An 11,505-nucleotide genomic window follows, 5' to 3' on the forward strand; every position below is an offset into this window, starting at 1 on the left:
CGTTATTTGTCATTTATCATACTCGCTTTCGCGAGAAGCAAGCTACAATTATTCCCACTGTAGTGTTAAGGTATTATCGGGGTTTAATTTTACGCGATCGCGAAACTTTTTTCCTTCCCGATTCAAGACATCTTTTAGCCATAGTGTATCCGTTGTTGATGCTCGGTTTAATCGCATATTTTTGATCTGGGTTGGTGTCATTTGCAGCTTGATTAGCTGTCCCGTTGCTGGATTAGAAATAGGGTGATAAAATTAGACGTATGATTGTCCATAGTAACTTATTTTTTATTGACTTAATTTAAAGCGCGATCGCGAACGGTACGCTACACCAATGTTAAACTCAATCTAAGATAAAGAAAGTCGCGATCGCAATTCTGGTTCATGTCATTTACCTATTCTCCCGGAAACCTACCCTTTCAACGCCTGCGCGATGTGCGTGGGGCGCTGCTGCAACTGCATAAAGCCCTTCTCCACTCGGAACGCGATAGGTATGAACGGTTTCATGGGCGTATTCGTTCAAAAGGAGAGTTTTTCCAACTGGTTGTCCAAGATGAATGGTTTAGTTGGCTACGCCCTTTCTCTCAATTTATTGTCCAGATTGATGAAGCGTTGAGTGCCAAAGAACCGATAACTTTGCATCAGGCAAATGAACTTTTAGACGAAGCCCGTTCTCTGGTTTCTCCTGATGAAACGGGAACTAATCGAGAGCAACGTTATTATCAAGCGATTCAACGTGATCCAAATATTGCTCTGATGCATGCTGATGTGTCAATATTGCTTTCTAGGAGTAAACGTTAAGTCAACAACCCACGCTTCATCCTTAACGGATAGAAGCGGGGCGTGTGAAAAGCGCCCTTGTTGATTAGCCTCAGCTAGAAATAGCTACGTTATCTCAGAATATATAGGCACTTCAGAATGCTTCACCAGTTCTGTGACACTGCGGTTTTACATTAAACATCTGTGATGGGTAACACAAGTGTGTAGAACGTACAAAACCTGAGATAACTTTGGCGAAGTGAACCACTCGCAAGAGACGAACTTGATCTAGTTCAAACCAATGCAAAAAGTACTCGTAGTCAACAAACATGGTAGACCTTTGATGCCGACAACACCTCGTAAAGCGAGAAAGTTGTTAGAAAGTAGCAGAGCCAAAATTTATGCTCGTAGACCTTTTACAATTCAACTTCTTTATGGATGTCGAGGTTATACTCAACCTGTAACTTTAGGCATTGATTCGGGTTATCAAACAGTTGGGTATAGTGCTGTAACTGAAAAAGAAGAGTTAATCGGAGGTGAATTAAAACTTTTAGAAGGAATGTCTGAGCGAATAACAGAACGTCGAAAATACCGTAGGACAAGACGTAATCGTTTAAGGCATCGTCAACCTAGATTTGATAATCGGGAGCGTCAAGAAGAATGGCTGGCTCCAAGCATTCAACATAAATTTGATAGTCAGATCAAGCTAGTTGAGCGGATAAAAGCAAGACTTCCAGTGACTAGAGTTGTTGTTGAGACAGCCAAGTTTGACATCCAGAAAATCAAAACCCCTCAGATTCAAGGCGAACAGTACCAACAAGGAGAACAGTATGGATGGAAGAATATTTCTTCTTATGTTCGCCATCGTGATGGTTACAAGTGCCAAAACCCAGGCTGCAAAAACAAGTTGACAAAGATTTTGCAAGTTCATCATTTAGGCTTTTGGAAATTACCACCTGATCGAAGCAACAAACCATCTAATCTGATTACACTTTGCTCGAAGTGTCATACACCTGCAAATCATAAAAAAGGCAAGTCTCTGTTTGGATGGGAACCAAAACTTGACGCTGAGCGAAGCGTTCGACTGAACTTCGACAGGCTCAGTTGCCGCGCTCACGCCGAAGTCCGAAGCGTCAAGTCATTTAAAGCTGAAACATTCATGACGATAGTGTACAAGAAGTTAGTTGAAACTTTAAATGCTCAAGAAACTTATGGCTACATTACTGAAGCGGATAGAGAAGCTTTGGAGTTGCCAAAAACGCATCACAACGATGCTTTTGTTATCGCAGGTGGGACAAATCAGATACGATGCCAAGTACTTAACTTAGAGCAAACACGGAGGAATAGACGCTCTCTTGAGCAGTTCTATGATGCCAAATATATTGATGTAAGAACCGGGAAAAAAGTTGCAGGTTCAGCCTTGTTTTCTGGTAGACGGACTCGAAATAAAAACTTAAACAGTGAGAACCTTAGAATTTATCGAGGGCAAAAAACAAGCAAGGGGCGACGTTCAATCAGAAAGTCTCGATATCCATACCAACAAAACGATTTAGTGATATTCGACGGGGAAGTGTATCGCGTTAGAGGTATGCAAAATTTAGGTGCAAGGGTTGCTTTGTATGCAGATAAAAACTTAACGGCTGATGTCAAAAAAGTTCAACCTTATTTATGGAGGAAGGGAGTCTGTGAACAACTTACATCCTGACTCGCATTCATCTACGCTTGATGCTACGCATACAAGACGTAGGATTCTGCGAGATTTTGCTAAATAGGCTGTTTCCCTGGAAAACATTTGACCCCTCCCTAACCCTCCCCTTGTCAAGGGGAGGGAACTTCTCCCAGCTTTTAGATGAACTCCCTGTTCCCTATTCCCTATTCCCTATTCCCTGTTCCCTATTCCCTATTCCCTATTCCCGTTACAACTTGTCCTGATAATAAATTTGGATTAAATTTTCCAATTTCTCATCAGGACAACATTCAATCAATGCTTCAAATACTTCTAGCAATTTGGCACCACTTTCTCCTAAGGTTGGACTCAATCCCCAAACATCCTGTACCCAGTCTTGAGGACGTTCATCGTAAAATACTAAACGTTCTAGCAGTTGCTTGGCTTCTGTTTTGGAAATCGGTTCTTTGTCATTTCTCATGGATAATTAGTCATTCGGGACTTATAGTTGGGGACAGTTCCGCAAAAATGGAAAGGAGTGTAACCCCTCAATTATTGGTCAAGCGTTTCCATTTGATAACGAATAGCTGCAACTCCTTGCTCATCTCCTAATTCTTCAAAAATCGCCAAGGCATCTTGATAAGACGTTTGCGCCATTTCTTCTTTGCCTTGTTGACTGTAGATTATCCCCATATTGTATAAAGCTAAAGCTTGCAACTCAGGGATATTTTCAGCGTTGAAAATATCTAAGGCTTGCTCGTGAAAGTCTAAGGCTGGGGCATATTCTTTTAAGTTTTGATGGGATAATCCTAGGTAATACAGAACCTCTCCTTCTAATATATTTTCCTCCAAGTCCTGATAAATGTTTAGCGCTTCTTTAAGGAAATCGATCGCTTGCTCATTTTGATCTTGAGCGAAATAAACTTTGCCAATATTGCCCAATACAATACCTTCACTGCGGCGATTATCCACTTCTCGGAAAAGTGCCAGTGACTGTTGGTGCAGATCTAGTGCTTGAGAATATTGTTCTAGACTTGAATAGACTGAACCCATATAATCGAGGATGATCGCTTCTTGGTAAGGATCATCGAAGGTTTTGGCTAGGCTTAAGGCTTGTTCGTAAGCGTTTAGTGCATCATCATACTGTTGACGATGCTCATAAATTAGACCAATTTGGGTCAGAGCTATGGTTTCTTCTACGGGGGCTTCGACTTGCTCAAACAGGTTGGATGCTTCCTCTAGTCGATTTAACGCCTCCTGCATTTGACCTTGCTGATACAGATCAATTCCTTCATCTAGCAACTGTTGGGCTGCACCCAGTTGATTTTGAGGGATTTGGGCTTGTACCTGGGTTGATAGAGATAGGGACAGATTAGGGGATAGGGAAATCGGCGATAGTAATGTTAACAGCAGCGTCGCTGTCGCCAAGCTGAGAGAGTGAAGTCGTTGGGGTAGGGATAAATAGGTCATGAGGCTAAAATCGTAGTTTACAGGATCGAGCAGATGACACCATAAAAAAGCAGAAGGCAGAAGCAGAAGCAAAATTTCAAGCTACAGTCTCACCAACCGCCTTGGGTTAAAACCCAAGGAACCAAAAGTTTTATATTCTATTTTAATAGAAACCCCTTTTTTGCCCTGGCGACTAGAAGCCCTGGCGACTAGAAGTCGCAGCTACACAAACAAAGTCCGCCTGCGCGGACTAGCTTAGGGGCTGCTGAATAAGTGTTGTGGTGAGGGGGAGCGGGGGAAGCTGGGGAAGCTGGGGGAGCTGGGGGAGCTGGGGTACATTTTTCCTGAGCAAAGTGATGCCATACTTATGAAGGATGCTACCCGATTTCATTGAATCAAACTCTCTGTCAATAAAGCTCAAAGTATTGATGGTTAAGGATTTTGGCTTTGTGCAGCAAGCCCACTGACAAAGATGCAAGATATCAGTTTGAACCCGTTAAAACGGGTTTTAGCTTTTAGCCCGTAGACGCGGAGCGGCTTCTCTTCGAGTACTTTAGTTCAGGGCTTTAGTTCTAATTCTAGAGATTGAAGCCAAAGGGAGGCAGGATGTGTTCAATATCCGATCCTAAACGGATCGTGACCACAAATGTCTCTTGCCATGTTCCCACTACACTGGTGAAGAAAGAGGAACTATTGGCATCTAACTCTTGTTCGACTAAACTCTCGGTTTGATCACTAATCTGTAATATTAAACCCTCTGGGAAACCCGTTGGCGAATCTGTACCTAAAATTATCAGTAACGCCCATTCGGGGACAGTTGCAGATAAGAGGGGCCACGTTATGGCATATAAGCGCAGGGGGATGTCTGCCACTTGGAGATTGCGATACGCGCCCTTGGCTTGAGGCGGAATCTCGATGTTATTGTACTCCAGTTGTTGCACGATCGCATCCAATTCGGCGGTGGGCGATCGCATGGCGGTAGCTGGGGTTAAACTAGGCAGAAGTTGCCAGGAGAGTTCTTGGGCGAGTTCGTCTAATTCATCCTGTAACCAGCGTCCCACATTAATTACGTTTCGGGTGATGCGGCTGAGTACATCAGATAAGTAGTTTTGGAGGGTGGGTTGGCTTTGGGGATCGGTTTGCAGTTGATACAGCCAAGTGCGTAACTCCGAACGGGTGAGTACGAGGGTGGCTTGTTCCCAGGTTAATACTTGCCAGAGTTGAGACGCCGGAGACTGGAGTTGGGGGAGTTTGATTTCCAGTTGCGATCGCGTCTGGGCAAGTTGCAGGCGGCGATCACTGGGAATTGGGGGGAGGGGTATGGCGCTGGGGGTTAAACAGCGTAATTCTAAGAGGAGGTGACTAGGTTCGGTGTCAAAGCAATCGAGGGGAAATGAATAAGTCCAATCCTCCTCAGGGGTTAATCCCAGAGTATCCCGGTGTTCGATGAGTTGGGGATAGGAGACAAACCCTTTAACCACAGCGGTTTCTTCTTCCTCTTGTACGTCTACCACGACGTAGAAATGGGGGATGAATTCGGGAATATCGATAACGGTTCGGGGTAAGGATACTTGATCATCCGATAGACTACCTTGGGCAATCAGACAGAGGTTAAACCCATTGACTTGAAGATGACAAACCGCTTCAATGAGATTTGCTGTCGCCGAGTCGAACAGGGACGTGCGATCGCGATTTACAGTTAAATCAGAACTACGTTCGGTTAACCATGACTCAAACCCAAATAAGGCTAAAGCATTGAGATAGGTTTGCCATTGGCGTTCCTCATTAGCAATGGGTTGGGCGAGGTGAACGGCTTGTTCAATCGCATCGTCAGACAGGTGGATGGTTTCAATGGCGAAAGCGTCACCATCAAGCCCGGGTTGAGTGGTTGAGTAGAAAGTCATGATATATTACTCCTGTTATCTAGATAATGGCAGAGTCTTTTAGCAAAGAGGCTGCGGGTTTTTAGATGGCGTTCATGGGTAGCCGTACTCGCTTCTTTCTCCGCGTCTTCGATCACCTGAGTGACTTGTTCTGCGATCGCCTCTTGAATCTGGTGATGAACCGTTTGCAAGCGTTGGCGATTGGTATAGCGTTGGGCTTTCTCCAGGATGCGATCGCTTAAATAAACCAGTAATTCTCGTTGAATATCAGCGCGAAAAGCCTTCAGTTTCAGTAAACGGCTAATTTGAAATTGTCCTTTATAGTTAAAGTTGCGGGCAATATCGGACATGGATTGTCCTTGACAGTGAAACAGATGCAACGCGGTGAGAAACTGTTGGGCTTTTTGGGAATCTCGGCGCTGTAACTTCCGAGTGCGATCGCCTGTAATTTGGGCGATGGCTTGATCTAAACCCTGAAGAAACTGTTGGCGATAGGCGGTTAAAAATTCGCTTTGTTCATCGGGTGTGGGTTCAGAATAGGGGACATCTAGGGGTTCATGCGGCGTTGCATCCAAAGATTCGCTTTTTAACTTCCCACCGCGTACATAAATTCGGTACTCACGCAGTCGAGAGGCGATGAGTTGCAGTTGGCGCAGGAGGGGTTCTGGGCGTAGGGGAGAGGAGAGGCGCTGCGCCATTTGCTGTAATTGTTCGGGGGTGGGGGGGTAACATTTTCCTTTAACTCCAGCGAGACGTTGTTTTAGGCGTTGACTGCGGTAGACGGCGTGATAAGCATCGAGAAGGTGTTGGGCGCGTTGGATTTCCGATGGGGTTAAGTTGTGAAACTCGGTGAAAATCCGGTGGAGTTGTTTGGGTTTGGTATCGTTTAAGATTGCCCAATCACTGACTAAGTAAATCCCATGTTCGAGTAGAAACTGATTTAGGGGTTTATGGTGTTTCACCCGACGGGTTGTCCAAGTGGCGAGGCTGCTTTGTTGGGGGTCAAAACTCTGTAAGATTTCATCGAGGAAGGATTGGTAGGTGGGAGAATGGCGGTGGGGTCTACCGATTTCTTCGTCTAAGACAAAGGGTAATAAATCGTTACTGGTAAAGCCATGTTCCGCACCAAACCGACTGGCTAACCCCCGACAAACAGCGTCAATTTGCTGCGACATAAAGCATTTGAGACAAAGTTGAGCCATACTACTCTGATCAGCTTCCTGCATCCAGTACCAGAGTTGACGCTGAATTTGGGTATCCGAGACTTGAGTCTCTGGGGTAAAATCAGGGAATGATTCCAGGAAAAATGCCTTTGCTGTGGTAATTTCCCGGACTTGGCGTTTCCCGGCTGCATCAATCGCGATCGCACTCCAATATCGGGAAGCTGTGTTAGTGGGGATTTTTACGGCGCTCAAATGGTTGCTCATCACTCGTGTATCAGGGGCTACGTGGGCGGGGGTATCGTCTCAAGGGTTGTACCTCCATAGTTTAAGATTGATTGGTGAGAATCAAGGGTTGTTCAGTCGGATCTAACTCTGAGCGGCTGGAACTTATGCAGAACAATTTTCGTAGAGCCATCCTCGGCGCTAAACCGTTAATTGTTGGAATTAAAAGCACGCACAAAGGCTGCGATCGCGCCTTTACCCCAAGGTGTCAACTTACCCTGAGTCGATCCTGGCGTTTCCCCAGGATTTGATTGTTGGCGTAACATCACCGGACGCAAGACCCAGAGTAGAATAGCGATGCTCAGAATATATGAGGTATAATTTAAAATCGATTATATTCTAACTTTAAACAGTTCCAAATAACTCTGGAGAGTTTGAGTAAATATGCCATGAAAGTCAAACTAACACCTGAAGGACAAATTACAATTCCTGCCTACATTCGCCAAAAACTCGGACTTCAAGGAGGAGATGAAATATTACTTCTCCTAGAAGGAACTGATCTAAAATTGCGAATCATTAAGCCTAAGCGACTGAGTGAATTTTACGGCACCTTACCTGCAACTGTTCCTTATCCCGGTAAAGAGGCAATTCGTCAGAGTGTCGCGGAAACACTTGCCCAAAAAACTCAGATTGAAAACTCATGACAGACTTATGGGTTGATGCTAATGTCTTACTCCGTTTATTAACCGGAGAGCCACCAGACTTTGCTCAACGATCACTGAAATTAGCAGAACGGGCTGAACGGGGAGAAGTAACACTCAGACTTTCACCGATAGTTGTTGCAGAAATTGTTTGGGTACTCAACTCCTTTTATCGGTATTCCCGCAGCCAAATTACTGAAGTGCTGTTACCGCTTGTTACAACAGAAGGAATAGTTCTTGATGAAGCTGATCAGGTGATAGCTGCCCTTAATAAAATGGCAACAGCTAATGTCGATTTCCTAGATGCTTTTCTAGCGGAAGTTGCCCGTCGAGAAGGTGGCACAATTGTATCGTTTGACCGAGACTTCAGACGTTTAGACATACCGTGGATAGAACCGGAGTAGAATTGAATAATCACCTCATATAGCTAGCCTAAATAAGTTGTGCAATACGGTGTAAGATACACTGATACACTGTACGACGGAATCAGATAATAGGAGAAGACAATATGAAAAAATACGTTTGCACCCTTTGCAACTACGAATATGATCCCGAAAAAGGTGATCCCGATGGCGGTATCGAACCCGGAACCGCTTTTGAGGATATCCCTGATGACTGGGTATGTCCCGTCTGTGGGGCGGCTAAATCGGATTTTGAACCCTTAGAATAATCATAACCCTGAGTAATGCAAGCACCTTGTCTCTTAAAATTGTCGTTATCGGTGGGGGTGCGGCTGGTTTTTTCGGCGCGATCGCATCTGCATCCGCCCATCCTCACACCCAAGTCATCCTGCTGGAAGCCTCGAAAACGCCTTTAACTAAGGTGCGGATTTCTGGTGGGGGGCGCTGTAATGTCACCCATGCGTGTTTTGACCCCGCCCTTTTGGTACAAGCCTATCCCAGGGGAGGGAAAGCCTTGCGTGGCGCGTTTACTCGGTTTCAACCCAAAGATACGATCGCCTGGTTTGAGGCGCAGGGGGTACACCTGAAAACCGAAGCGGATGGGCGGATGTTTCCGGTTACGGATACGTCGCAAACCATTGTTGATTGTCTTATCCACGCGGCTATAAGCGCAGGGGTTCAGATTCGCACCGCGACTCCAGTTAAATCCATTCGCCTCACTTCTGGGTTTCAACTCCAGTTAAAAACCGGGGAAATAATCGAATGCGATCGCGTACTTTTGGCGACGGGAAGTAATCCCCTTGGCTATCGCTTTGCTAAGGATTTAGGTCATTCTATCCAATCCCCGGTTCCCTCTTTATTTACGTTTACGATATCAGACCCACGCTTACAGGATTTAGCTGGAATAAGTGTAAATGATGTTCATATAAAACTACCAGAAGCCGGGAAAACTGTCAAGGAACAAACCGGACCCTTACTGATTACCCATTGGGGATTAAGTGGTCCAGCGGTCCTTAAACTGTCGGCTTGGGGGACCCGATTTTTCTACGATTGTCACTACCAAACTCCTTTAGTGATTAATTGGCTTCCTCAATATACTCAAGACTATCTACGCCAGCTATTACTATCGGTTAAATCTCAACTTCCGCACCGTCATATCAGCACGAGTTGCCCAATTCCGATTCCGAAACGGTTATGGCAACGTTTAATTAGCTACGTTGGTATTGACCAAAACAAACGCTGGGCAGAACTCTCGAAAAAAGCCCTGAATCAATTGGTACAAGAACTGAATCAGGGACGTTATCTGATTCAAGGAAAGGGTGTTTTTAAGGAGGAATTTGTTACCTGTGGTGGGATAAATTTAAAAGAGGTGAATTTCAAAACTATGGAAAGTCGCTGTTGCCCGGGGCTTTACTTTGCGGGTGAAATCCTGGATGTTGATGGAATTACGGGCGGATTTAATTTTCAGAATGCTTGGACAACGGCTTGGTTAGCGGGTCAAGCAATGGGCAAAATGTAGGGGCGGGTTTAGGAACTAAATTAGATATTTACCGATAACTGAACAACAAAACCCGCCCTCCCCACCGATAACTGAACAACAAAGATTGCAAGGCTTGTGTCCCTCAAGGTTTGCACTCCCTCATCCTTAGGAAAAACGCTATAATCTATAATCTATGTCTTCAAACTTGTGAGGATAGAAATATGTATAAAATCCTAATAGTTTCTGCCCTAACTTTGATAACATTTGCCGGGAATGCCGTCAATGGCATAGCCCAGACATCCCCGCGATCGCCCGCCTTATCTCCAGAAATAGATCCCGGATATTACATTGACCTGAATCGAGCGAAAAATCTAGCCCGACAAGCAGCTGAACGGATTAATGGTGGATTGAGGCAATATCGGGCTGAAGCGGCGATGCATGGTCCGGTACAAGATGCACCTTATACAGAGAACGACGATAATACCATAACATTTACCTTTAAAGGACGCCCTCCTGGTGCGAATGTGTTCACGGTAGAAACCAGCGTCACTGTCAATCAAACCAATGGCAGGGTAACGGTTAACTATAATAGACCGATTAGAAATTAGTTGAATCCTTTGCGAAAAACGTCCATGGCTTCACAATGAACCATGAACGATCAACTATGAACCCTTACAAAGATGAAATTTAGTGAACTGGTAGAAAAACTTCATATAGACAGCGATCGCACGAGTCTATTAGCTAATCCAGAGTGTGATCCAGAGGTTCAGGGGATCGCCCCCATTGACCAAGCCACCCACAGTACAATCAGCTATATTGAGGGGGCGAAGTTTGCGGCTAGGGTGAAAACCACTGAGGCGAGGGCGTTAATTTTACCCTTGGATGACGGGTTACAACAACAAGCCACAGAACGCGGTATTGCTTGGATTGGCGCATCGGAACCCCGACTATTATTTGCCCGGGCGATCGCGCTTTTCTATCAACCCTGGAAACCTGTACCGGAAATTCATGCTAGCGCTGTGATTCACCCAGAGGCGCAGGTAGGGGAGGGGGTTTATATTGGGGCGCATGTGGTGATTCAGGCGGGGGTGAGGATTGGTGATGGGGTTTGTATTCATCCGAATGTGGTGATTTATCCCGATGTGCAAATTGGCGATCGCACAATATTACACGCTAACTGTACCATTCATGAACGTAGCCAAATTGGGGCGGATTGTGTGATCCATAGCGGTGCAGTAATTGGGGCGGAAGGGTTTGGTTTTGTCCCCACGAAAGAGGGGTGGTTCAAGATGGAACAATCGGGATATACGGTTTTAGAAGATGGGGTAGAAATCGGCTGTAATACGACAATTGACCGTCCGGCGGTGGGAGAAACTCGGATTGGTCATCAGACTAAAATCGATAACTTAGTCCAAATTGGTCATGGGTGTCAAGTGGGAGGTGGTTGTGCGATCGCGGCGCAAGTTGGCTTGGCTGGGGGTGTGAATGTGGGGAATCGAGTAATCCTCGCCGGACAAGTCGGGATTGCCAATCAAGCTAAGATTGGAGACGGCGCGATCGCAACGGCGAAAACAGGGATTCATAATAATGTCGAAGCCGGGGCGATTGTCTCGGGTATTCCCGCTGTTCCCCATAAATTATTTTTGAAAGTATCCGCGATTTATAATCGGTTACCGGAAATGTATCAGACGTTAAAGGAATTAAAGAAAAACCAAGGGTGATAAGTAGTCAGACAAAAGAAAATGGCAGTGTATTAAGTTTTGCCAATCGCCCTCAAACTTTCC

13 protein-coding genes are annotated in these 11,505 nt (G+C 45.3%); 8 read left to right on the plus strand and 5 right to left on the minus strand.

The window, feature by feature from the left end; genetic code table 11:
* Nucleotides 1–48: 48 nt before the first annotated feature.
* Nucleotides 49–201 carry a hypothetical protein gene (locus RIG66_RS16825; protein WP_446346463.1) on the minus strand — a complete coding sequence of 51 codons (153 nt, stop codon included), beginning with the start codon at nucleotides 199–201 and terminating at the stop codon, nucleotides 49–51.
* Between the two features lie 180 nt (nucleotides 202–381).
* Here RIG66_RS16825 and RIG66_RS16830 point away from each other — a divergent pair, with 180 nt between their 5' ends.
* Together RIG66_RS16830 and iscB are read left to right on the plus strand one after the other, a co-directional pair.
* Nucleotides 382–798, plus strand: a complete 417-nt coding sequence (locus tag RIG66_RS16830; protein WP_446346465.1) for a hypothetical protein — start codon at nucleotides 382–384, stop codon at nucleotides 796–798.
* A 259-nt stretch (nucleotides 799–1,057) separates the two neighbouring features.
* Entirely contained in the window at nucleotides 1,058–2,461 is a 1,404-nt protein-coding gene (gene iscB, locus RIG66_RS16835; protein ID WP_446379928.1) for an RNA-guided endonuclease IscB, read from the plus strand.
* 211 nt (nucleotides 2,462–2,672) lie between these two features.
* On the opposite strand, the gene RIG66_RS16840 is transcribed toward iscB, so the two are convergent.
* The 4 genes from RIG66_RS16840 to RIG66_RS16855 all read right to left on the minus strand — a co-directional run bounded on the left by RIG66_RS16840 (nucleotide 2,673) and on the right by RIG66_RS16855 (nucleotide 7,181).
* Nucleotides 2,673–2,903 carry a hypothetical protein gene (locus tag RIG66_RS16840; RefSeq protein ID WP_446379929.1) on the minus strand — a complete coding sequence of 77 codons (231 nt, stop codon included), beginning with the start codon at nucleotides 2,901–2,903 and terminating at the stop codon, nucleotides 2,673–2,675.
* 71 nt (nucleotides 2,904–2,974) lie between these two features.
* Nucleotides 2,975–3,892 (minus strand): tetratricopeptide repeat protein, encoded by a 918-nt coding sequence (locus RIG66_RS16845; RefSeq protein WP_446379930.1) that lies wholly within the window; start codon nucleotides 3,890–3,892, stop codon nucleotides 2,975–2,977.
* Between the two features lie 557 nt (nucleotides 3,893–4,449).
* Nucleotides 4,450–5,775 carry a DUF1822 family protein gene (locus tag RIG66_RS16850; RefSeq protein ID WP_446379931.1) on the minus strand — a complete coding sequence of 442 codons (1,326 nt, stop codon included), beginning with the start codon at nucleotides 5,773–5,775 and terminating at the stop codon, nucleotides 4,450–4,452.
* Nucleotides 5,772–7,181, minus strand: a complete 1,410-nt coding sequence (locus RIG66_RS16855; protein WP_446379932.1) for a hypothetical protein — start codon at nucleotides 7,179–7,181, stop codon at nucleotides 5,772–5,774. Before RIG66_RS16855 ends, RIG66_RS16850 begins: the two co-directional genes overlap by 4 nt.
* 407 nt (nucleotides 7,182–7,588) lie before the next feature.
* On the opposite strand from RIG66_RS16855, the gene RIG66_RS16860 reads away from it, so the two are divergent.
* The 6 genes from RIG66_RS16860 (at nucleotide 7,589) to lpxD (ending at nucleotide 11,442) form a co-directional block, all read left to right on the plus strand.
* Nucleotides 7,589–7,843: an AbrB/MazE/SpoVT family DNA-binding domain-containing protein gene (locus tag RIG66_RS16860; protein WP_446379933.1), complete on the plus strand. Its 255-nt coding sequence runs from the start codon at nucleotides 7,589–7,591 to the stop codon at nucleotides 7,841–7,843.
* Nucleotides 7,840–8,244 carry a PIN domain-containing protein gene (locus tag RIG66_RS16865; protein WP_446379934.1) on the plus strand — a complete coding sequence of 135 codons (405 nt, stop codon included), beginning with the start codon at nucleotides 7,840–7,842 and terminating at the stop codon, nucleotides 8,242–8,244. The genes RIG66_RS16860 and RIG66_RS16865 overlap by 4 nt, the downstream gene beginning before the upstream one ends.
* Before the next feature lie 104 nt (nucleotides 8,245–8,348).
* Complete coding sequence (gene rd, locus RIG66_RS16870) at nucleotides 8,349–8,510, plus strand: rubredoxin (RefSeq protein WP_446349480.1); 162 nt, start codon at nucleotides 8,349–8,351, stop codon at nucleotides 8,508–8,510.
* 26 nt (nucleotides 8,511–8,536) lie between these two features.
* Nucleotides 8,537–9,760 (plus strand): NAD(P)/FAD-dependent oxidoreductase, encoded by a 1,224-nt coding sequence (locus RIG66_RS16875; protein WP_446379935.1) that lies wholly within the window; start codon nucleotides 8,537–8,539, stop codon nucleotides 9,758–9,760.
* A 182-nt stretch (nucleotides 9,761–9,942) separates the two neighbouring features.
* The gene (locus tag RIG66_RS16880) at nucleotides 9,943–10,329 is read left to right on the plus strand and encodes a hypothetical protein (protein ID WP_446379936.1); all 387 of its coding nucleotides are present in this window, start codon (nucleotides 9,943–9,945) and stop codon (nucleotides 10,327–10,329) included.
* 72 nt (nucleotides 10,330–10,401) lie between these two features.
* Nucleotides 10,402–11,442 carry a UDP-3-O-(3-hydroxymyristoyl)glucosamine N-acyltransferase gene (gene lpxD, locus RIG66_RS16885; protein WP_446379937.1) on the plus strand — a complete coding sequence of 347 codons (1,041 nt, stop codon included), beginning with the start codon at nucleotides 10,402–10,404 and terminating at the stop codon, nucleotides 11,440–11,442.
* Nucleotides 11,443–11,505: the final 63 nt, after the last annotated feature.

Source organism: Coleofasciculus sp. E2-BRE-01 (assembly GCF_040221695.1).
Lineage (GTDB): Bacteria > Cyanobacteriota > Cyanobacteriia > Cyanobacteriales > Coleofasciculaceae > Coleofasciculus.

Bases quoted from the DNA above. Each gene is read 5' to 3' on its own strand.
- RIG66_RS16825 (WP_446346463.1), bottom strand. From the start codon at position 201: ATGACACCAACCCAGATCAAAAATATGCGATTAAACCGAGCATCAACA.
- RIG66_RS16830 (WP_446346465.1), top strand. From the start codon at position 382: ATGTCATTTACCTATTCTCCCGGAAACCTACCCTTTCAACGCCTGCGC.
- iscB (WP_446379928.1), top strand. From the start codon at position 1,058: ATGCAAAAAGTACTCGTAGTCAACAAACATGGTAGACCTTTGATGCCG.
- RIG66_RS16840 (WP_446379929.1), bottom strand. From the start codon at position 2,903: ATGAGAAATGACAAAGAACCGATTTCCAAAACAGAAGCCAAGCAACTG.
- RIG66_RS16845 (WP_446379930.1), bottom strand. From the start codon at position 3,892: ATGACCTATTTATCCCTACCCCAACGACTTCACTCTCTCAGCTTGGCG.
- RIG66_RS16850 (WP_446379931.1), bottom strand. From the start codon at position 5,775: ATGACTTTCTACTCAACCACTCAACCCGGGCTTGATGGTGACGCTTTC.
- RIG66_RS16855 (WP_446379932.1), bottom strand. From the start codon at position 7,181: ATGAGCAACCATTTGAGCGCCGTAAAAATCCCCACTAACACAGCTTCC.
- RIG66_RS16860 (WP_446379933.1), top strand. From the start codon at position 7,589: ATGAAAGTCAAACTAACACCTGAAGGACAAATTACAATTCCTGCCTAC.
- RIG66_RS16865 (WP_446379934.1), top strand. From the start codon at position 7,840: ATGACAGACTTATGGGTTGATGCTAATGTCTTACTCCGTTTATTAACC.
- rd (WP_446349480.1), top strand. From the start codon at position 8,349: ATGAAAAAATACGTTTGCACCCTTTGCAACTACGAATATGATCCCGAA.
- RIG66_RS16880 (WP_446379936.1), top strand. From the start codon at position 9,943: ATGTATAAAATCCTAATAGTTTCTGCCCTAACTTTGATAACATTTGCC.
- lpxD (WP_446379937.1), top strand. From the start codon at position 10,402: ATGAAATTTAGTGAACTGGTAGAAAAACTTCATATAGACAGCGATCGC.